General features: G+C 62.5%; 18 protein-coding genes. 12 read left to right on the top strand and 6 right to left on the bottom strand.

Annotation, left to right across the window (positions count from 1 at the left end; translation table 11 throughout):
• Nucleotides 1-218 precede the first annotated feature (218 nt).
• The 3 genes from E0L37_RS06950 to znuC are packed head-to-tail and all read right to left on the bottom strand — an operon-like array spanning nt 219 to nt 3,076.
• The gene (locus tag E0L37_RS06950) at nt 219-1,517 is read right to left on the bottom strand and encodes an MATE family efflux transporter (RefSeq protein ID WP_133491052.1); all 1,299 of its coding nucleotides are present in this window, start codon (nt 1,515-1,517) and stop codon (nt 219-221) included.
• Nucleotide 1,518: 1 nt separating this feature from the next.
• Entirely contained in the window at nt 1,519-2,304 is a 786-nt protein-coding gene (gene znuB, locus E0L37_RS06945; protein ID WP_133491051.1) for a zinc ABC transporter permease subunit ZnuB, read from the bottom strand.
• Nucleotides 2,297-3,076, bottom strand: coding sequence for a zinc ABC transporter ATP-binding protein ZnuC (gene znuC, locus E0L37_RS06940; RefSeq protein ID WP_133491050.1), 780 nt, complete (start codon nt 3,074-3,076; stop codon nt 2,297-2,299). The genes znuB and znuC overlap by 8 nt, the downstream gene beginning before the upstream one ends.
• A gap of 91 nt (nt 3,077-3,167) precedes the next feature.
• Between znuC and E0L37_RS06935 the strand changes: the two genes are divergently transcribed.
• Nucleotides 3,168-4,043: a metal ABC transporter substrate-binding protein gene (locus tag E0L37_RS06935; RefSeq protein ID WP_133491049.1), complete on the top strand. Its 876-nt coding sequence runs from the start codon at nt 3,168-3,170 to the stop codon at nt 4,041-4,043.
• Nucleotides 4,044-4,121: 78 nt separating this feature from the next.
• The gene (locus tag E0L37_RS06930) at nt 4,122-5,249 is read left to right on the top strand and encodes a cellulase-like family protein (RefSeq protein ID WP_133491048.1); all 1,128 of its coding nucleotides are present in this window, start codon (nt 4,122-4,124) and stop codon (nt 5,247-5,249) included.
• A 53-nt stretch (nt 5,250-5,302) separates the two neighbouring features.
• Here the strand turns inward: E0L37_RS06930 and E0L37_RS06925 are convergent, their stop codons facing one another.
• On the bottom strand, nt 5,303-6,220 hold the full coding sequence (locus E0L37_RS06925) for a homoserine kinase (protein WP_133491047.1): 918 nt from the start codon (nt 6,218-6,220) through the stop codon (nt 5,303-5,305).
• A 163-nt stretch (nt 6,221-6,383) separates the two neighbouring features.
• On the opposite strand from E0L37_RS06925, the gene E0L37_RS06920 reads away from it, so the two are divergent.
• The 3 genes from E0L37_RS06920 to tmpT all read left to right on the top strand — a co-directional run bounded on the left by E0L37_RS06920 (nt 6,384) and on the right by tmpT (nt 11,068).
• Nucleotides 6,384-7,415 carry an alpha/beta hydrolase gene (locus E0L37_RS06920; protein ID WP_133491046.1) on the top strand — a complete coding sequence of 344 codons (1,032 nt, stop codon included), beginning with the start codon at nt 6,384-6,386 and terminating at the stop codon, nt 7,413-7,415.
• Between the two features lie 159 nt (nt 7,416-7,574).
• A complete protein-coding gene (gene polA / locus E0L37_RS06915) occupies nt 7,575-10,340 on the top strand; it encodes a DNA polymerase I (RefSeq protein WP_133491045.1) in 2,766 nt (921 codons plus the stop codon).
• Between the two features lie 68 nt (nt 10,341-10,408).
• Nucleotides 10,409-11,068: a thiopurine S-methyltransferase gene (gene tmpT, locus E0L37_RS06910; RefSeq protein WP_133491044.1), complete on the top strand. Its 660-nt coding sequence runs from the start codon at nt 10,409-10,411 to the stop codon at nt 11,066-11,068.
• 12 nt (nt 11,069-11,080) lie between these two features.
• Here the strand turns inward: tmpT and trmY are convergent, their stop codons facing one another.
• Nucleotides 11,081-11,680 (bottom strand): tRNA (pseudouridine(54)-N(1))-methyltransferase TrmY, encoded by a 600-nt coding sequence (gene trmY, locus E0L37_RS06905; RefSeq protein WP_133491043.1) that lies wholly within the window; start codon nt 11,678-11,680, stop codon nt 11,081-11,083.
• 168 nt (nt 11,681-11,848) lie between these two features.
• Between trmY and E0L37_RS06900 the strand changes: the two genes are divergently transcribed.
• The 3 genes from E0L37_RS06900 to E0L37_RS06890 all read left to right on the top strand — a co-directional run bounded on the left by E0L37_RS06900 (nt 11,849) and on the right by E0L37_RS06890 (nt 15,222).
• The gene (locus E0L37_RS06900; protein WP_133491042.1) at nt 11,849-12,334 is read left to right on the top strand and encodes a YajQ family cyclic di-GMP-binding protein; all 486 of its coding nucleotides are present in this window, start codon (nt 11,849-11,851) and stop codon (nt 12,332-12,334) included.
• A gap of 34 nt (nt 12,335-12,368) precedes the next feature.
• The gene (locus E0L37_RS06895; protein WP_133491041.1) at nt 12,369-12,863 is read left to right on the top strand and encodes a hypothetical protein; all 495 of its coding nucleotides are present in this window, start codon (nt 12,369-12,371) and stop codon (nt 12,861-12,863) included.
• A gap of 289 nt (nt 12,864-13,152) precedes the next feature.
• A complete protein-coding gene (locus E0L37_RS06890) occupies nt 13,153-15,222 on the top strand; it encodes a VIT and VWA domain-containing protein (protein WP_133491040.1) in 2,070 nt (689 codons plus the stop codon).
• A 13-nt stretch (nt 15,223-15,235) separates the two neighbouring features.
• Here the strand turns inward: E0L37_RS06890 and E0L37_RS06885 are convergent, their stop codons facing one another.
• On the bottom strand, nt 15,236-15,955 hold the full coding sequence (locus E0L37_RS06885) for an SDR family oxidoreductase (protein ID WP_097059075.1): 720 nt from the start codon (nt 15,953-15,955) through the stop codon (nt 15,236-15,238).
• A 266-nt stretch (nt 15,956-16,221) separates the two neighbouring features.
• Here E0L37_RS06885 and E0L37_RS06880 point away from each other — a divergent pair, with 266 nt between their 5' ends.
• From E0L37_RS06880 to E0L37_RS06865, 4 genes are all read left to right on the top strand, one after another.
• Nucleotides 16,222-16,698, top strand: coding sequence for a peroxiredoxin (locus tag E0L37_RS06880; RefSeq protein WP_133491039.1), 477 nt, complete (start codon nt 16,222-16,224; stop codon nt 16,696-16,698).
• 153 nt (nt 16,699-16,851) lie between these two features.
• The gene (locus E0L37_RS06875) at nt 16,852-17,661 is read left to right on the top strand and encodes a mechanosensitive ion channel family protein (protein ID WP_133491038.1); all 810 of its coding nucleotides are present in this window, start codon (nt 16,852-16,854) and stop codon (nt 17,659-17,661) included.
• A gap of 51 nt (nt 17,662-17,712) precedes the next feature.
• Nucleotides 17,713-18,330 carry a glutathione S-transferase family protein gene (locus tag E0L37_RS06870; RefSeq protein WP_133491037.1) on the top strand — a complete coding sequence of 206 codons (618 nt, stop codon included), beginning with the start codon at nt 17,713-17,715 and terminating at the stop codon, nt 18,328-18,330.
• A gap of 376 nt (nt 18,331-18,706) precedes the next feature.
• Entirely contained in the window at nt 18,707-20,635 is a 1,929-nt protein-coding gene (locus E0L37_RS06865; protein WP_236563937.1) for a hypothetical protein, read from the top strand.
• The last annotated feature ends 189 nt before the right edge of the window (nt 20,636-20,824 follow it).

Genomic DNA, 20,824 nt, shown 5'->3' with positions numbered 1-20,824 from the left:
TTTTTCTGATATTGGGGAAAATTAATCTGAATGCTATTTGGCCTTTGATGGTGTCATATACAGGTAAAAGTTCCTCTGCGATATTATTGCTTTGACCAATATTGATTGCTCGTATTGTGTTTTCTGGGACTTCAACGTCCAGAGATCTCCGGCCCGTTACGCCTTTGACCTTTAGTATTTTTGGGAATGGACGTTTACTTCCATGAGACTCCCTCGATTTACATTGCCCGCCGCCGCCAAACCCAGGCCATCAGCAGTCCCCGGCTGGCCATCCAGATATTCATCGCCAGCCACAGGCCGTGGTTGTCCAGCGGGCGGGTGAGCCACCAGACGGGGAAGAACAGCAGCGTGGCCACCAGCATGGTGTTACGCATTTCCCGGGCCAGGGTGGCGCCGACGAAGACGCCGTCGAGCCAGAAGCCGGCGCTGGCGGTGAGGGGCAGCAGCAGCATCCAGGGCAGGTAGTGGGTAGCGGTGTCGCGAATGGCGGACAGATCGCTGAGCAAGTGGATCAGCGGCACGCCGCCCAGGGCAAAGCCGATCAGGGCGATCGCCGCCACTATCAGTGTCCACAGTCCGGTGCGGCGTACCGCTTGATGAAGCTCCGTGGTCCGGCCTCGTCCCAGGGCGTCGCCCACCAGGGCCTCGGCGGCGTTGGCGAAGCCGTCCAGGGTGTTGCTCAGTAGCAGCAGAAAGGTGATCAGCACGGCGTTGGCGGCGAGGAGGGTGTCGCCCAGGCGGGCGCCCTGGGCGGCGAAGAAGAAGAACACGGTGAGCAGAGCCACGGTGCGCAGAAAGATATCCCGGTTCACCGCCATCAGCCGCATCATCGGCGCCGCCTGCAGCAGCAGGTGTTTTGGCAGAGCCCGCCAGGTGTCGCCGAAGAGATGTTGGCGCAGCCAGAACAGGCCGCCGGCGAGGCCGATGTACTCCGCCGCCGCGCTGGCTGCTGCCACGCCGCGCACATCGAAGTGCCAGACCTGCACCAGCAGCACATCCAGCAGGGCATTACTGCTGTGCATCAGCAGAGTCATTTTCAGCGGCACCCGGGTGTTATGCATGCCGATGGCGAAGCCGATCAGGGCGAAGTTGGCCAGCGCCGCCGGGGCGCCAAGAATACGCAGGTTGATGTAGTCCCTGGCCAGGGCTTGTACCTCGGCACTGCCGCCGAGTAGCCACAGCGACAGTTCGCGCAATACCGGCTGCAGCAGGATCAGGGCGACACCAATGGCGACGGAGAGAAGCAAGGCCCGCAGCAGTACCACCAGAGTATTGTCGCCGGCGCCGCGCGCCTGGGAGGTGAAGCCGGTGGTGCCCATGCGCAGGAAGTTGAAGGAGAAATAGAGGAACATGAACACGTTGCCGCCCAGGGCCACCGCCGCCAGGAACACCGGCGACGACAGATGGCCGACCACGGCGGTGTCCACCAGGCCCAGCAAGGGGGCGGTGGCGTTGGATAGTAGCAAGGGCCAGGCCAGCGCCCAGATACGCCGGTCCAGGTTGGCGTCGCGGTTCATGTCAGGCCGGTGGCCGGCGCAGTAGCGTGAGGACAAACAGCGCCGCGGCGGCTACCACGATGGACGGCCCCACCGGGGTGTCCGCGTACCAGCTCATCGCCATGCCCAGGGTCACCGACAGCAGTCCGAGCACGCTGGCGCGCATGGCCATTTGCTCCGGGGTGCTGGACAGGCGCCGGGCGCCGGCGGCGGGAATCACCAGCAGGGAAGTGATCAGCAATACGCCCACGGTGCGGATGGCGCCGGCGATCAGCAGTGCCAGCAGCAGCATCAGCAGCAAGCGGGTAAAGGCGACGGGCACGCCTTCCACCTGGGCCAGTTCCTCGTTCACGGTGATGCTCAACAGGGCGCGCCATTGCCAGACTACCAGGGCGATGATCAATGCCGCGCCGGCCCACAGCGCGAGCACGTCGTTCCAGGTCACCGCCAGCAGGTCGCCGAACAGATAGGCCATCAGGTCCACCTGCACGCTTTGTTGCACGCTCAGGCTGATTACCCCGAGGGCCAGGGTGGTATGGGCGACGATGCCGAGCAGGGTGTCTCCGGCGATCTGTCGTTGCTGCTGCAGGCCGGTCAAAGCCAGGGCGATGGAAAGGCAGGCCACCACCACCGCCAGGTACAGGTTCACGTCAAGGGCCAACGCGAGGGCGGCGCCGAGCAGGGCGCCGTGGGCCAGGGTGTCGCCGAAGAACGCCATCCGCCGCCATACCACGAACGAGCCCATGGGGCCGGAGACCAGAGCCACCGCCAGGCCGGCCAGCAGCGAGGGAAGCAACAACTCAATCATGGTGGTGCTCCCCGTGATCATGGTGTTCAGGATTATCGTGCACATGGCCGTGCAGATCGTGGGCGTGATCGTGGTCGTGGGTGTACAGCGCCAGATTGGGGGTGCCGGCGCGGGGCCCGAACAACTCGTGATAGGCCGGGTCCCGGCTCACCGATTCCGGGGTACCAGAGCAGCACACGTGATGTTGCAGGCACACCACCTGATCGGTACGGGCCATCACCAGGTGCAGATCGTGGGAGATTAGCAGGATGCCGCAGCCGGTGCTTTCGCGCACCTCGCTGAGCAGGCCGTAGAGAGCGTCCTGGCCAGCCACGTCCACGCCCTGGGCCGGTTCGTCCAGCACCAACAGGTCCGGTTTGCGCAGCAGCGCGCGGGCCAGCAGCACCCGTTGCAATTCACCTCCGGAGAGCCGTCGCACCGCCCGGCGGCGCAAGTGGGAGACGCCGGTGCGGGCCAGGGCCTCGCGGCGGTGGCGGGTACGGCCCGGCGCGGCGAGCCAGAGGAAACGATCGACGGTGAGCGGCAGGCTCTCGTCCACTTGCAGGTGCTGGGGCATGTAGCCGATGCGCAGACCCGGTCGGCGCCAGACACGGCCATGATCCGGCGTTTGCAGGCCCAGCACGACGCGCGCCAGGGTGCTCTTGCCGGCGCCGTTGGGGCCGATCAGAGTGGTGATGCCGCCTGGATTCAGGGTCAGGGATACCCGCTCCAACACCGGCTCCGCGCCGAAGGAGAGGGAAACATCATCCAGTTGCACCAATGCCGTGCTCATAACGGGCCCATTCTTAAAAGCCGTGATGATATACTATTTCACTTGTTCCGAGGCGCTTGGCGTCCGGTTTTGCTGCTTTCGGGAATGCCCCATGCGCTGCTTCTTGTTGATCCTGCTATTCCTGGCGGGGTTGCCGGTTTCGTCACCGGTTGCCGCCGCCACCATTGTCGCCAGTGTCGAGCCGCTGGCCATGGCGTTGCGCCAACTGTATGGCGACCAGGCCGAGGTGGTCACGCTGCTGGCGCCGAATCAGAATCCGCATCATTTGTCGCTGTCGCCACGCCAGGCGCTGGCAGTACGGGACGCGGACCTGGTGGTGTGGCTTGGCGAGGACGCCGAGCCTCCGGTGGCGACGCTGATCCGGCGCCGCTCCGGTCCCAGTCTGGCGTTGGCGGATCTGCCGGGCGCCGAAGTACGTGACGGCACCGCCGGCCACGACCATACCGACGACCACGCCGGCCATTCGCACAGCCAGATCGATCCGCATTTGTGGCTGGCGCCCGCCAATATGGTGCTGTTGGCCCGGGCGCTGTCGGAGCAGGACAGGGTGCCCTTACCCGCGACGGAGCCAGGCCGCTTCATCGCCGCGCTGGATGTCGCCGAGCAGGCCATCGCCACGCGCCTGGCGCCGCTGCAACAGCGGCCCTGGCTGACCTATCATCACCCCTACGCTTATTTTCAACACCACTTCGGCCTGGCCGACCCGCTGGTGATCAGCGAGCAGTTGGGGGCGGGGCCGAGCAGCCGCCGTTTCGTCCTGCTGGCGGCAGGGATCAGCAAAAGCGATATTCGCTGCGCCTTGCTGGAGCCGGAAGCCCAGGGGCAGCTGGTGAAACGGCTGTGCCCGGAGTGTGAGCTGATCAGGCTGGATCCGTTGGGCCGGGACCACACCGACAGTGGTTACAGCGACTGGCTGGAACAGGTGGTCACCCCCGCCTTCGCCGCCTGCTTGCAAGCGGGACAGTGATATTGGCCCGGCCGGGCCCATTGAGCGCGGCGCCGAAACCGGTATGCTGATGCGCTTGTTTGAATAAGAGCAGAGCGGATGGGTGAGCAGGGACCGGCAGAAGGTATGGAGAGCGAGCGCCTCGCCCTGGCGTGCTGGGATTATGCCTGGCCGCTGGCGCGTGAGTACCGGTCTCTGGACCGTGTGCTGGATGAGACGTTAGCACGCGGTTTCAATGCTCTGCGCCTGGATCCTTTTCCTCATCTGCTGGCGGCACCGGCGCGCGGTGTCCACATGGACCGCTGCGAACTGGAGGTGGCCGCCGACCCGCGCCGTGACCTGTCCGCCAGCAAGGCCACCATCCGTATCCGCCGTGGTGTGAGACGGCTGCTGCAAGGTGCCGCCGACCGTGGCCTGTCGCTGTGGCTGCACAGCCATTTCCTGCCGGACTCCCGTGCCCGCCGGTCTTTCGTGCGGCGACCGGAGGATTTCGTCGATGTCTGGGCCCAGACCCTGGGACTGATCCGGGAATGGGATCTGCTGGACCGAGTGATGGCGGTGGATTTTTGCCACCAGTTTCCCCAACCGCCAGCGGCCCACGGGTTGATTCGCCGGGTGTTCGGGCGGTCGCCGGAGCGGCCGCTGCCCCGGCATTGGAGCGAGCGCGAGGAACGGTCCCTGGAAGCCTATCTGGTGGAAGTGCCCAGGGCGCTGCGGGCGTTGTTTCCCGGCGTGCGTTTCGGGGTCAGTTGCGGCGCCGGGCAAAGTGAGTATCTGCGGCAGATGGACACCGGAGAACTGGATTTCCTGGAACTGGCGCTGTGGCTCGATGACGATCCCCGTTTTCGACTGGCCAGCGGCGAGCGTTTGCCGGTGCCCGGCCGGCTTGGCCGGATGCTGGCGCCGCCGGTACGGCAATTGCTGATGGAGGCCACCGGAGAACAGTGGCTGCGACGTCTGCACGATCAGTTGAACCGGCGGCTGGCGTTCGCCCGCCTGCGGCGCATGGAGCCGGTCCTCGGCGACGGTTATTTGCAGGTGTCCCGTTCACCCGCGTCGCTGCCCCGGGGCTGGGCGGCGTTCATTGAAGCCACCGTGGATCAGGCGCTCACCGCCGGGGTGTCGGTGATGACGCCGACCAGTCTGGCGCGGCCGCAGACGGCCTGGCTGTGGCGGGAGCAGGACTGGCTGGCGCGGCTCAACCAGCGTATCCGCGCCGGCGGCTAACGCCACCGGCATGTTTGAAGCAACCGGCTCGGCTTACCGGTTCCCGGGCAGGATTACAGACTGAGCGCGTTGAAGCGGTAGCCGAAAATGCGCGCGAATTCCGCCGGATCCTTGCTGCCTTGCCCCTCGGCATCGGCGGATACCGGCCCGGCCAGCCGGGACAGCCAGAAACGCAGTGCCGCCACCGCCAGGGCCAGTGACAGCACTTCCTCATCGTAATGGCCGCCGCCTTCCCGGTAACCAGCCATTAACGCCGCCTCGCGGCGTGGAACCGGCCGGCCATCGGCGGCCACGCACCAGTCATTCAGCGCCACCGCCAAATCGTATTCCGGCCGTTCCGCGCAGGCGTTGTAGAAGTCCAGCACGCCGCTCAGGTGGCCGTCGTCGAACAGCACGTTGTCGCGGAACAGGTCAGCGTGGACCAGCACCCCGGCGGGGGGCGTTTTTTTCCAGCGTTTCAGGATCTGAGCGGCCTGATGGACAGCGGCGTCCGGCAGCCGGGTGGACTGCTCCATGAAGCGGGCCAGCCGTTCCCGTTCATTGGGCAGGCGGCCCAGATCGTCAATCGGCGCCTGATGCAGTTGCGCCAGCACATGGCCGATCTGGCGGCAGTGTTCCACTTGCGGGGTCAGACAATGTTCGCCGCGCAGGCGCGGCATCAACACCGCCGGTTTGCCCTCCACCTCATGCACGGTGCGCCCTTTGCCATCGGCCAGTGCCGGCGCCACCGGCAGGCGAGCCAGAGCCAGATCGGAGACCACCTTGATGTAGGGGGCGAGCTCGTCTTCCTCGAATTGCTCGAACACCGTCAGCACCACCTCCCGGGGGCTGCCGTCGTACTGGCGGGCTTCGATCAGGAAAGTGCTGTTTTCAATGCCATGGCTGGCGGCGGTGGCCGATACCAGCTCCAGATTGTAATGCGCCAGCACCTCGGCGATGCGGCGTTGGGACACGGGCGTGTAGACGGACATGAACGTCTTCCTTGAAACACAGGGCACCCACTGGGGAGAGAGGGCACCCGAAAAAACGGCCGGGGATGACCGAGCCGTTTACATTGACCGATGGTATAACTCCCGCATTTCCCGGGCACGATTTGTAAAAAATATTTTACAAATTCCTCAAAAAGGATACGTCATGGCGTTACAACACACCCTGGAGCGGCATACCGTTCGCACTTTGATGAAACTTCCCGGCAGCGCCCTCGGGCGCCTGGCCGGCCTGCTGGAAAAGGTCGACCGCGGCCGCCTGGATCCCCGCCTGCGCCTGCTATTGGCGCTCGGCGACGGCCGCAAGGGGTTTCATCAATTGCCGTTACCCAAGGGCCGTGCCCTCTATGCCCAGATGATCGACATGCTCGATGTCGGCCGCGAAACGGTGGCCCAGGTCAGCGATCTGCGCGTTCCGGTGGCTGGCGGTGATATCCTGGTGCGTTTGTACCGCCCGGTGGCGGCGCCGATTCCGGCTCCGGCCATCGTTTATTTCCACGGCGGTGGTTTTACCATCGGTTCCGCCGCGGAATACGACCGTCTGTGCCGTTATCTGGCTAACCGTACCGGCGCCGTGATCCTCAATGTGGACTACCGGCTGGCGCCGGAGCATGTGGCGCCCACCGCCGCCGATGACGTAGTGGCCGCCTGGCGATGGGTTCTGGCCCAGGCTGACAAGCTGGGTCTGGATGACCAGCGACTTGCCGTGATGGGCGACAGCGCTGGCGGCAATCTGAGCATTGTCACCGCGCAGCAGGCGGCGCGGGAGGGGCTTATCAAGCCAAAACTGGTGGTGGCGGTATATCCGAAAACCGACGGTGAGACGAATTTCGAGTCGGCGGTGACCCTGGGGGGCGGTCAAGGCGGGCTGGACCGGGACATGATCACCTGGTTCCATCAACAATATCTGCCTGATGACAGCCTGGTGGACGACATTCGCATCTCGCCGCTGCGCAACCCGGAGCTGGAGGGCCAGCCGGAAACCATCCTGGTCACCGCCACCGATCCATTGCGCGACGAAGGCCTGGCCTATGGTGAGAAACTCAAGGCCGCCGGCGTCACCGTGGTCAATCTGGACTACCCGGAACTGGTGCACGGCTTCATCACCATGGGCGGTGCCATTCCCGCCGCCCGTAATGCGGTGAACGCCATCTGCCGGCAGGTGCGCGACCGTCTCTGAGCCGGTTCGCCGCCAGAGCCGCTTCCCGCGGCGACTTTGTAGTCCCGGCCGTGGGAAGCGAGTTCACTCGCGAATGGCGGGCAGGACGTTCTCCGGTCGATTGGGCCCGAGCCTTCGCGTTACACTGTGGCCTTTCCTCACAGTGACCCAGGGACCCCCATGGCCGAGTCCAAACCGATCATTCTTGTCGACGGTTCTTCCTATCTTTACCGCGCTTTCCACGCCTTGCCGCCGCTGACCACCTCCAACGGGCAGCCCACCGGCGCGGTACGGGGCGTGGCGTCGATGCTGCGCAAGCTGATCAAGGACTACGACCCGGAATACATGGCGGTGGTGTTCGACGCCAAGGGCAAGACGTTCCGCGATGAACTGTTCGAGGAGTACAAATCCAACCGGCCGCCGATGCCCGACGAGCTGCGCGAACAGGTGCAGCCGCTGCATGATCTGATCCGCGCCATGGGGCTGCCGTTGATCGTCGAAGAGGGGGTCGAGGCGGACGACGTGATCGGCACCTTTGCCCGCCAGTTCGGCGGCGAGGGCAAGGACGTGTTGATCTCCACCGGCGACAAGGACATGGCGCAGCTGGTCAATGGCAAGGTCACCCTGATCAACACCATGACCGACACCTTGCTCGATGTTGACGGGGTGAAAAACAAGTTTGGGGTCGGCCCGGAGCTGATCATCGACTTCCTGGCGCTGATGGGCGACAAGGTGGACAACATTCCCGGCGTGCCCGGTGTCGGCGAGAAAACCGCTCTGGCCCTGTTGCAGGGGCTCGGATCGATGGAACGGATCTACGCCAACCTGGACAAGGTGGCGGAACTCTCCGTGCGTGGCGCCAAAACCCTGGGCAAGAAGCTGGAAGAGCATCGCGAGCAGGCGTTCCTTTCCTACAAGCTGGCCACCATCAAGGTGGACTGCGAGCTCAAGGAAGCGCTCAAGGACCTGAAAATGGGCGACCCGGACACGGAAGCCCTGACGCACCATTACCGCACTCTGGAATTCAAGGGATGGCTGGCGGAACTGCTGGAGGGCGAGGATCCGGCCGCCGGCGCTTCGGCGGTTGAGGGTGGAGGGGGAGAGCAGGGCGTCATTCAGCGTGACGGCTACGTCACCATCGTCGACGAGGCAGGGCTGGATGTCTGGGTGAAGAAGTTGGGCAAAGCCAAGGTGTTTGCCTTCGACACCGAGACCACCAGCCTGGATTACATGCAGGCACGTCTGGTGGGTGTGAGCGTGGCGCTGGCGCCGGGCGAGGCCGCTTATATTCCATTCGGCCACGATTACCCCGGAGCACCGGATCAGCTTGCCCGCGATCACGTGCTGGATACGCTCAAACCGATTCTGGAAGACGACAACGTCAAAAAGGTGGGCCAGAACCTCAAGTACGACATGAGCGTACTGGCGGTGGACGCGAACATTACCCTGCGCGGCGTGGCCTTCGACACCATGCTGGAATCCTATGTGCTGGATTCCGTCGCCACCCGCCATGACATGGATTCTCTGGCGCTCAAATACCTGGGCCACAAGACCATCAGTTTCGAGGAGATCGCCGGCAAAGGCGCCAAGCAGCTGACCTTCAATCAGATTGGCTTGGAGGAAGCCGGCACCTACGCCGCCGAGGACGCCGACATCACCTGGCGGCTGCACGAAGCACTGTGGCCGAGACTGGAGAAGGAAAAGCCCCTGGAGCGGGTATTCAAGGAAATTGAGATGCCGCTGGTGCCGGTGCTTAGCCGTATCGAGCGCAACGGCGCCTATGTGGACGCCGCCAAACTACGGCACCAAAGCCAGTATCTGGCCAAGCGCATGGCGGAGCTGGAAGAGAAAGCCTATGAGCTGGCGGGGCAAAAATTCAATCTGGGCTCGCCCAAGCAACTCGGTGAAATCCTCTACACCAAACTCGAAATTCCGGTAATCAAGAAGACCCCGAAGGGCGCGCCTTCCACCGCCGAGGCGGTATTGCAGGAACTGGCACTGGAATACCCGCTGCCGGAAGTGATCATGGGCTACCGGGAGGTGGCCAAACTGAAGAACACCTACACCGACAAGCTGCCGGAGCTGATCGATCCCCGCACCGGCCGGGTGCACACCTCCTACCATCAGGCGGTGGCGGCCACCGGACGGTTGTCTTCCAGCGATCCCAACTTGCAGAACATTCCGGTGCGCAGCGAGGAAGGCCGCAAAATCCGTCAGGCCTTTTCCGCTCCCCCCTCGGACGGTAAAGGGGCCCGCAAGATCGTTGCCTGTGACTATTCCCAGATCGAGCTGCGGATCATGGCTCACCTCAGTGGCGACAAGGGCCTGCTGGAGGCCTTCGAAAAAGGTCTGGATATTCACCGGGCCACCGCCGCCGAGGTCTGGGGCAAAACCGTGGATGAGGTCAGCGACAATGAGCGCCGCAACGCCAAGGCCATCAACTTCGGCCTGATCTATGGCATGAGCGCCTTTGGTCTGGCCAAGCAACTGCGCATACCGCGTGGCGAAGCGCAGGAATACATCGACCGCTACTTCGAGAAGTATCCGGGCGTGCGCCGCTACATGGATGACACCCGCGCCACCGCCGCCGACAAGGGCTACGTGGAAACCCTGTTTGGGCGCCGTCTGTATCTGCCGGAGATCAACAGCCGCAACGGCCAGCGCCGCCAGGCCGCCGAACGCACGGCGATCAACGCGCCGATGCAAGGCTCCGCCGCCGATATCATCAAACGGGCCATGGTGCAGGTCCACGATTGGCTCGATACCACGGACTTTGATGCCCTGATGATCATGCAGGTGCACGACGAACTGGTCTTCGAGGTGGCGGAGAAGCAGGTGGAATCCCTGGTCAAGGAAGTGCGCCAGCGCATGGAGGCCGCCGCCGGACTGAAAGTACCGCTGATCGTGGATGCTGGTATCGGTGATAATTGGGAAGAGGCGCATTGAGCCCCTCGGCCCCTGGGCACAATATCGCGAGCGATCCGCGACAACGGAACCTTTGATCTGGAGTCTCCATGGAATCTCATTTCTGGAAAGAACGGTGGCACAAGCGGGAAATCGGCTTTCATCTGCCTTTCGTGAACCCGGTACTCAAACGTAACCTGCCCGCCTTTGACTTGCCGGCCGGTTCCCGGGTGTTCCTGCCTCTGTGTGGCAAGACCCTGGACATGATCTGGCTGCTGGAACAAGGCCACCGGGTGGTAGGCGCCGAACTGAGCGAGCTGGCGGTGCGCCAGCTGTTCGAGGAATGGGGTGTGGAGCCCGAAGTGGACGACTGGGCCGGTGGGCGCCGTTGGCACCACGGAAACCTGACGGTGTTCCAGGGCGATTTGTTCGAGCTCACCGCTGAGCAATTGGGCCCGGTGGATCTGGTCTATGACCGGGCCGCTCTGGTGGCCCTGCCCGAGGCCATGCGTGCCCGCTATGCGCCCCATGTATGCGAGCTGTCCGGCGGTGCGCCGCAATTGCTGATCAGCTTTGAATACGATCCGGCGGAGATGGCGGGTCCGCCGTTCCCGGTGTTCGCCGAGGAAGTGCGGCAACGCTACCAGGCGCGCTACACCTTGCGGGAACTGGCCCGCCAGGAGGTCATCGAGACTCAGGATCGTTTCAAGGACGCTGGAGTGACGTCCTTCGTGCAAGTGGCGTGGAAGCTGAGCCCGCTGGTCGTTTGAGCGGGAGAGGCGTCACACGCCCTGAATATCCAGGGCGTTGTGAATCAGCACCACGCATTGGGATGCGAACAGCATTTTCGGGCCCAGGCTGATTTTCTCCGCCCCCAGCCGCTTGAGGCTGTTGAAGCTCTTCTTCGGCATGGGAATGTGGTCGGTGAGCAGAAAGCAGGGGTTGCCGGGGAAATCCACGCCCTGAATCGGCTCGCCTTTCTTGTCCATGACATAAAGCTGATAGTTGCTGGCCAGGTCCTGAACCAGCTTCTCGAAACTCAGCGTACTCACGGTAATACCCGGTGCCACTGCCCGGGTTTGTTCCTTGCTCATGCCCTGGGACACATCCAGGGCGGTGGCGATCCTGTCCAGTAACGCCTGTTCGTGGAAACCGCCGAGATCACGGATATCGTTAGCGGCGAACGCGATGGTGCGTGAATAGTCCTGGGTGCTTTCCAATACCAGGTAGATGGTGACGTCGTCGCGGTGGGACTGCGCAACGAACAGGGCGTTCATCAGACTGTGCGCCAGAATCTCGGTATGGGCGGCCTGCCCCACGCTCTCGCGCAGGCGGCTGCTGTCGGTGGGGGCGGCGCGGGCGCGCAGAACGAAGGCTCTCATGATCGTTGCTTCATGGTGACAGGGGCGGCTAGTGTCGGCGATTGTGACGGGGGCGGCAATGCGGCACGGACCAATGCTGGCTGTGGAAGCCCCCAGCGCTCACGGCAATGCCGTATAATCTCCCGCGGGGCCGTCCTGGCCGGAATCAACTGAAGCAAGGAAAGAACCATGCCGTCCTTCGACATCGTTTCCGAAACCGATGAGGTGGCGCTGCGCCACGCCGTGGATAACGCCAACCGGGAGCTGGCCAGCCGCTTTGATTTCCGCGGCGTGGAAGCCAGTATCGAACAGAACGGGTTGTCGGTGACGCTGAAAACTGAATCGGAATTCCAGGTTCGCCAGCTCGAGGAGCTGTTCGCCAAGGCCTGTGTGAAACAGAACCTGAGCGCCGCCGGCGCCGACCGGGAAGACAAGCCGGTGCACAGCGGCAAGACCTTCTCACTGACCCTGGCCTTCAAGCAGGGTATCGACCAGCCCACCGCCAAGCAGATCGTGAAGATGATCAAGGACAGCAAGATCAAGGTGCAGGCGTCGATCCAGGGGGATCAGGTGCGGGTCAATGGCAAGAAGCGGGATGACCTGCAGCAGGTGATCGCCATGCTCAAGGAATCCAAGCTGGAGCTGCCGCTGCAATTCAATAATTTCCGCGACTGAAAGCGGGCCTCCTTTCACAACAGGAAACCGGATCATGTCCAATGCAACAGCGGCGGCCGCCAGAACATTAACGCTGGTATGGTTCGCGGCGCTGGCCGTGCCGCTGGCGGTGGGAATTGCTCTGCTCCTGCTGGTGACCTACGGCGGCTTTCAGCCCCTGGCGGAACTGGCGCCGCCGGAGACCGCGCGTATGGTGGCGGTGGGTGCCATGGCGCTGATGCTGGTGGTGGCGCGGCCGCTGCGTAACGTGTTGCTGGCCCCGGAGACGGTCGCCGGCCGGCCGCTCAAGGACGGCCAGGGCGCGGAGGGGCAGCAACTGGCCATACTGAAGGCGCGGGCCGGGGCCTTCTCGTTTCTGGGCGTGGTCGATCTGGTGTCGGTGCTGACGATCGCTCTGAGCCTGGCCCACGCGGATGTGGTGCTGGGGGTCTTCAACGGGATTTACAGCCTGATCCTGGCGGTGGTGGCGAAACCGGATTTCGCCGCTCTGATCGATGACGTGACCGCCGAGCTGCGTCGCCCCTCCTGAACACAACACGCCCGAGCGCGCATTCGTCGCCAAGGGACTTCTGAAAAACGTCATGCCGGACCCGATCCGGCATCCCCCCATGAATCACGCCCCGTGCAGAGGGAGATCCCGGATCAAGTCCGGCATGACGGGTGTTTTTCAGGGGTTCCCTGGAGGCTCTCCCCATTCGCCAGCAGACGGCGGATCGTCCTAATTGAACACTGTCCGAAACATCTTGTTAATGAACACCGTTTAATAAATCGGTCGTCCTGTGCCTAAATTAAACAACGTTCAAATAAGGGGAATGACAATGACACTCACAGGACGAACCTTCGGACATTGGTTGCTGGGACTGGCCTTGGTGATAGGAACGAAGATCGCGGCGGCGGCCGGGTTGATGACCCCGGCGGACGGCAGTGAGCCGCCGCTGAGCATCCGCGAGCAGCATGTCACCGTGGATGTGGAGGACGGTTACGCGGTCACCGAGGTGGAACAAGTGTTCCACAACCCCCACGACCGCGATTTCGAGGCCTGGTACAGCTTCCCGGTACCGCGCCAGGCGGCGGTGGCGGAGTTCACGGTGTGGATCGACGGCAAACCGGTCACCGGCGAGGTGCTGGAGAAACAAAAAGCCCGCGAGGTCTACGAGCAGGAGAAAGCCGCGGGCCGGGACGCCGGTCTGATGGAAAAGGACGATTACCGCACCTTCGACGTGTTCGTCAGCCCGGTACGGGCGGGCCAGGACACCCGGGTGCGGCTGGTGTATCTGCAGCCGACCTTCGTGGATACCGGTATCGGACGTTACGTCTATCCGCTGGAGGAAGGCGGCGTGGATGAAGAACGCATGGCGTTCTGGACCGCCAATGACAAAGTGGAGCAACACTTCACCTTCACCATGAATCTGCGCACCGGCTACCCGGTGGAGGCGGTGCGCCTGCCCAAGCATCCGCAGGCTCAGGTAGAACAACTGGGGCCGCAGCAGTGGCGAGTGACGCTGGACAGCCGTGCCGGCGCCAAGGCGTCAGCGGAACAAGGCGCGGCAGTGCCTGATGAAGGGGAAGACCCGGCCTCACCAGCGACGGCCTTCCGGCTTGACCAGGATGTGGCGGTGTACTGGCGTCACGCGGCGGATCTGCCCGGCAGCGTGGATCTGGTGGCCTATCGGGCCGCCGGCGCGTCACGCGGCACCTTCATGTTGAGCCTGACCCCGGGGGACGACCTGAAGCCGATCAGCACCGGCAGTGACTGGGTGTTCGTACTGGATATTTCCGGATCCATGCAGGGCAAGCTGGCGACTCTGACCGAAGGCGTCAGTCAGGCGCTGGGCAAACTGCGTCCCGGCGATCGTTTCCGCATTGTTCTGTTTGATGATCGCGCCACCGAGCTGACCAATGGCTATGTGGTGGTGAACCCGGAGAATGTGCGCCATTACGTGAAACGGGTCCAGGCCGTGGGTCCCCAGGGCGGAACCAATCTGTTTGACGGCTTGAAACTGGCGCTGCGGCCTCTGGACGCGGACCGGCCCACCGGTATCGTGCTGGTGACCGATGGTGTCGCCAATGTTGGCGTTACCGATCAGAAGAAGTTCCTCGAACTGCTCGAGACCCATGACATCCGGTTGTTCACTTTTGTCATGGGCAACAGTGCCAACCGGCCGATGTTGACCGCGCTCACCGACGCCAGCAAGGGCTTCGCGGTGAACGTTTCCAACAGCGATGACATCGTCGGGCAGATCCTGCTGGCCACCAGTAAGGTCACTCACCAGGCCATGAACAATGTGAAGGTGGACATCGACGGCGTGAAAACCGCTGATGTCACCCCTGAACGTTTGGGCACCGTATACCGGGGCCGCCAGATGGTGCTGATGGGACACTATTGGGGGCAGGGCCCGGCGGAGGTAACGCTTACCGCCGAGGTCGGTGGCGAGAAACGGCGCTACAAAACCCGTTTTGAGTTTCCCGCCAGCGGTGGCGACAACCCGGAACTGGAGCGGCTGTGGGCCTACGCGACGATTGAGGGGGTGCAGCGCGAGTTGAATAACTTCGGTGACAACGCTGACCTGCGTAACGGCATCGTCGATCTGGGGCTGGAGTATGGTCTGGTCACCAACCATACCTCCATGGTGGTGGTGCGGGAAGACATGTTCCAGCAGTACGGTATTGACCGTGCTAACGCCAAACGCCGCGATATCGAACGCCTGGCCAAGGCCCAGCGTGAACAGCAGGCGCCGGTCTCCAATCGGGTTGACGGTTCGCAGCCGATGTTCAAGGGCCACCGGCCTTCCATGGGCGGTGGCGGTGGTGGCGGCGCCTTCGGCCCGCTGGCCTGGCTGCCGTTCCTGATTCTGTTGCTGGGGGGATGGTGGCGGCAGCGCCGCTGATCCCATCGGCTTTCTAGAAGCGAGGATCCGCGATAGCAGGTAACACCAGTTCCCTGACGTAAGAGGCGGGAGACAGCGCCAGCAGGGAACGCACCATGCTTACCACGTCGTGCAGCGGAATCAGCGTACCATCGCCCCGCTGCGCGGCCTGTTCACAAGGCGTGGTTAACGGATCATCGGTGTTGAGGTGTCCCAATTGCAGGCAGCTGACCGCGAGGCCTTGCCCACGGAAGCCCTCGCGCAGCGCTTCGGCCATACCACGCAGGGCGAACTTGGAAGCACCGAAGGTTACTTCGGGGCGGCCGCTGCCGGGTAACCCTGAAGTGGAACCGGTGAGCAGAATCCGTGGCGCGGTGGCTTGCAATAAAGCCGGCAACAGCGCTTTGATCACCAGGAGAGTGGCGGTGATGTTGACCGCCACCAGATGCTGGATGTCATCGTCCGGATCGTCGAGGAAACGGTAATCCTCCTCAAAGGCACGGTTTTCCCACAGGCCCAGATTGTAGATCAGCACGTCGAGGCCTTCCTTTTGCACGGCTTTCGCCAGATGGCGGGCGGCCTGCGCGGGTTGGCCGGCATCCGCCGGGACCCAGTCGACAATCACATCGTCGCGCCGAGGCAGCGGATCGGGCACGGTTCGTGAGACGCCTATCAGTGTATCGCCGGTATTCCCCAGCCCATCGATGAGTGCCCTGCCCAGCCCCTGGCTCGCGCCTATGATCATGATTCGCATCGCATTGCTCCTGATAGCCAATTTTCTCGGTGCCGCAGGGTAAAACCTCAACTCCGCTTTAGGTCAAGTGTGGCAAAGACCGGCCGTTGGTGGGGCTTGCCGATGATCGTGAGGAGGATGTGAATGGCCGGGCCGATGTCGTCGGTGCCGCTGGGTGGTGGACTTGGGGTGTGTTGGGAGAATGCCCTGATGGCATGCTACATTGATGCGGATTTCCTGGCGCGGAGCGCGCCCTGGCTTCAACGACAACCAAGCGGGACCTGATCATGACTATATCCGTTGGCGATAAACTGCCCGACGTCACCATCAAAACCAATGGCGCCAAAGGACCGGAAGACTTGTCCACCGGTGATTTCTTCAAAGGCCGCAAGGTGGTTTTATTCGCCGTTCCCGGCGCTTTTACCCCCGGCTGTTCCGTGACACACATGCCTGGTTTCGTGGTGAACGCCGATGCCTTGCTGGAAAAAGTGGACGCCATTGCCTGCATGGCGGTGAACGACGCTTTTGTCATGGGCGCCTGGCAGCAGGACCAGAACGCCGAGCACATTACCATGATGGCGGACGGCAATGCTGAGTTCACCCGTGCCCTGGGGCTGGAATTGGACGCCAGCGGTGCCGGGCTCGGTATCCGCAGTCAGCGTTTCGCCCTGATCGCAGAGGACGGCGTGGTGAAGTATCTGGGCGTGGACGCCAAAGGCGTGGACAAGAGCAGCGCGGAAACCGTGTTGGCCGAACTGGGGTAAGGCCGTTTCCCCCGCGAGGCGGTGGGACAGCCTTTGCATCATGAATATTGTGTAAAAACACGGGTCCGGGCTCCGCCCAGAAATGGCGGGATCGCGTAGAATGCGGTCCTTTCATTCACGGACAGTTCCGGCTTTCAGGAAAAAGGTGGGTACATGGAGCAGATCAAGACATTTATCAATGAAAACCTGATGCCATACGCCTGGAGTTTCGCCATGGCGGTGGTGGTTTTTGTCATCGGTATCTGGGTGGCGAAGCGTATCGCCAACTGGTGCAAAGGGCTTTTGAACAAACGCCTGGATCCGACCGTGGCGAACTTCCTGGGGAATATCGTCCATATCCTGTTGTTCGTTTTCGTGGTGATCGCCGCGCTGGATCAACTGGGTGTGGAAACGACCTCGCTGGTCGCCATCGTCGGTGCCGCCGGCCTGGCGGTGGGTCTGGCACTGAAGGACTCCCTGGGCAATTTCGCCGCCGGAGTCATGCTGATTATGTTCCGGCCTTTCCGTGTCGGGCACTATGTGGAAGTGGCGGGCACCTCCGGCACCGTGAAGGAAGTCCGGATTTTCGCCACTATCCTCAACACGCCGGACAACAAAGTGGTGACGGTGCCCAACGGTCCGATCATCGCCGGCAATATCGTCAACTACTCGGAGATGCCCACCCGCCGTGTGGATATGGTGTTCGGGGTTGGCTATGACTCGGATCTGAGCAAGGTGAAGCAGATCCTGCAGGAAGTGATCGCCGAAGACGAGCGCTGTCTCAAGGATCCGGCCCCGACCATCGTGGTGTCCGAACTGGCGGATAGCTCGGTGAATTTCCTTTGCCGTCCCTGGGTGAAGAGTGCGGATTACTGGGCGGTGCTCTGGGATACTACCGAGAAGGTAAAACGCCGCTTCGATGAAGCGGGCATTAACATCCCCTTCCCGCAAATGGATGTGCACCTGAACAAGGTGGATGGCTGATTGTAGAGTGGCCGGCTGCCTGGTGGCGCCGGCCCGGCCGGGAGAAAAGCGATGAAAGTGTGGGGCCGTAAGGATTCCACCAACGTGAAAAAGGTGCTCTGGTGCGCCGACGAGCTGGGGCTGGAAGTGGAGCATCAGCCACTCGGTGGCCGGTACGGCGGGCTGGACGAACCCGTGTATCGGGAAATGAACCCGAATGGCCTGATTCCCTGCCTGCAGGACGGCGACCTGGTGTTGTGGGAATCCAATGCCATTGTCCGTTATCTCGGCGCCCAGTACGGCGCGGGCCGGGTGTACGCCACCGATCCGAAACGCCGGGCCAACGCGGACAAATGGATGGATTGGGCTTCCACCACCCTGGTGGGCGCCTACAAGGACTGGTTCATCAATCGGGTGCGTAAGACACCGGAGACCCGTGATGCGGCGGCCATGGAACGAGGGCTGCGGTTTTTGCGCGAGCAACTGGCGGTGGTGGACCAGGCCCTGGCCAGACAGCCGTACCTGTCCGGTGATGACTTTGGCATGGGCGATATCCCGTTGGGCTGCCTGAGCTATCCGTGGTTTGAGCTGGATGACCAGCGCCCGCATCTGCCCCATCTGGAAGCCTGGTATCACCGTCTGGCCGAGCGTCCCGCGTATCGCCACCGGGTGATGATTGAGATCAGTTGATCCCCTGTCTTGTCCTGTTGGCCGTTCTGGCTGGCAGCCATCTTGCCTGAAGCAAAAATTCATTCGGCGCGCCGGTCAGAGCGCGCCAATCTTGTTGTTTTTTGCTCCACTCCGTTACGTGGGTCTCCTGATCTGTTAGACAAAAGTCACAGTTTGGTTACAGCCGCTGACAACGGAAACCGCGGGGTTACCTGGGGACGCCCCGTTAACATGACGTAAATCACATTCTACATTTTTTCATAGCCACCCTTTGTACATTCGTTCATTCGAGGTTCATCGGTTTTCAGGGGGACGGGGAGCTTAACCCTGGTCACTGGATGACCTGAATGTTTCGAACAATGGTTACTCAATGAGGGTGGAAGCGATGATTACGTCCATGGCAAGAGGCCTGCTACTGTGTTTGATGGTGGTCGCCCTGGCCGCCTGTGGTGGCAGTGGCGGTGGTGGTGGCGGTGGTACGCCGAACGATCCGAACAATCCGGGCAATCCGAATAACCCGGACAACCCCGATAACCCTGACGATCCGGACAACCCCGATAATCCGGATGATCCCGACGACCCGGATAACCCCGACAACCCTGACGATCCCGACGAGCCGACTCCGGAAGAAAAAGAAGAGTTGTTGACGCTGATCGACAGCGAAAACCACTTCACCCTTTCCGTATGTCCGGATGCCATGCTCGGTCACGATGAATCCGTGCTGGGCACTCTGCTGTCTCCGGTTGAGGTGCTGGCCTGCCAGAACGAAGCCCTGGAAAATATTTCCCTGGGTAATGACGACGTTCTCGGGCTGCTCTGTGCCAACGCCGTGGCCGAAACCGAATCCGGTTTGCTTGGTAGTGCTACCAACCCGGATTTCCTGCAAGCCTGCGTACTGGAAAGTGGCGTTTATCTGAAAGACACCATCACTGGTCTGCTTGATGGCACCAGCCCGTTGACCCAGGAATTGTGTCCGAGCTCGGATAACGTTGTGACCTGTCTGGTCGACGTGCTCAAGACCACACCGGAAACGGTACCGGCTGCTGTTGGCGAGGTGCTGGGCATTCTGGGTTGCGAAGACGTGCAGAATCCGCAGACCTGTCTGACTGGCGTGGCCAATAACCTGGCCAGCGGCGAACTGCTGCTTTCCACCGTGAATACCGTGTCTACCGCGTTGTGCCCGGTGGCCACCGGCGAAGAGTCCTTCAATCCGCAATCCTGTCTGACGGAAGTGCTGACCGGCGTGACTTCCATTGTTGGTCTGGAAAGCATCTGTGAAAGCAGCACGGAGTTGCCCGCGGGCTTGTCCGAGCTGGCGGGGCTGACCTGCTTGCTGGACATCGGTGATGGCCTCAGCCCGATCGCCGACGCCGTGGGCGGCATCCCGGTTCTTGGCGACCTGCTGGGCGGTCTGCTGGAAGGCGGCCTGCCGGTTCCGGGTGACGGTTCCGATCCGCTCACCGGCCTGCTGGAAAACCTGGGCATGCTGGGTGACCTGACCGGCGAGATTCCGGTACTGGGCGACATCATCGGCGGCATCCTCAGCGGTGACATCGGTGGCGACGGCGGCCTGCCGCTGGATCTGGAAGGTCTGCTGGGTGGTCTGAGCGGTGGCGATCTGGACGCTCTGACCGGCCTGCTGGACCAAGTACCGGTGCTGGGCGACGTGCTGGAACAGGTCCTGGGTGCGCTGACCTGTGAATCCGGTAATCCGCTGGAATGTCTGGCTGGTGCCGGTGACCAACTGTCCGGCCTGACCGGCCTGCTGGGTGAGATTCCGGTACTGGGTGACTTGCTGGATCCGCTCCTGAGCACCCTGTTCGGCCTGGCCGACGGCGGCCTGCCGGGTGGTGATGGCAACCCGCTGGATACCATTACCGGTGCCCTGGATCAGATCCCGCTACTGGGTGACCTGCTGAACCAGTTGCTTGGCACCCTTGGCGGCGGTTTGCCGGGTGGCGATGGCGGTTTTGAGCCTGACCTGTCCCTGCTGGAAGAAATTCCGGTGCTGGGTGATCTGCTCAGCGGCCTGCTGGGTGGTCTGACCTCCGGTGACGTGGACCTGGATGGCTTGTTCGGCGGTGTGATTGGCGCTGACGGTGGACTGGTACCGGCGATTGGCGACCTGCTTGAGCAGGTCCCGGCTCTCGGCGAACCGCTGGTGACCGTGCTGGATACCCTGGCTGGTACCGACGACAGTCTGCTGGAGAACCTGCTGAATCCGGTTCTGGATACGCTGGAAGGCATTCCCGGCCTGGGTGATCTGCTGGCCAGTCTGCGCGATGGCCTTCTGTGCGGGCTGCTGGGCGTGCTGTGCAGCGCTTAAGCCGATAACCCGTCAGATTGAAACGCCCCGGGAAGCGATTCCCGGGGCGTTTTCTTTGAGGTAAGCAGGGCAAAGGTGTCCCATCGTTATGGGACGGCCCGCTTCCCGTGGAAGGGACTACGGAGCCGCTGTGGGAGCTTGCTGGCAAGCGAATTCTTGAGGCTCAGTGGCGCCAATTTGCTTGCAGCC

Origin of the sequence: Alcanivorax sp. 24, from assembly GCF_004360225.1 — a bacterium.
GTDB classification, from domain to species: domain Bacteria; phylum Pseudomonadota; class Gammaproteobacteria; order Pseudomonadales; family Alcanivoracaceae; genus Alloalcanivorax; species Alloalcanivorax xiamenensis.
Note: the sequence above shows the minus strand (reverse complement) of the source record. Positions and strands in the feature narration are given on the sequence as shown.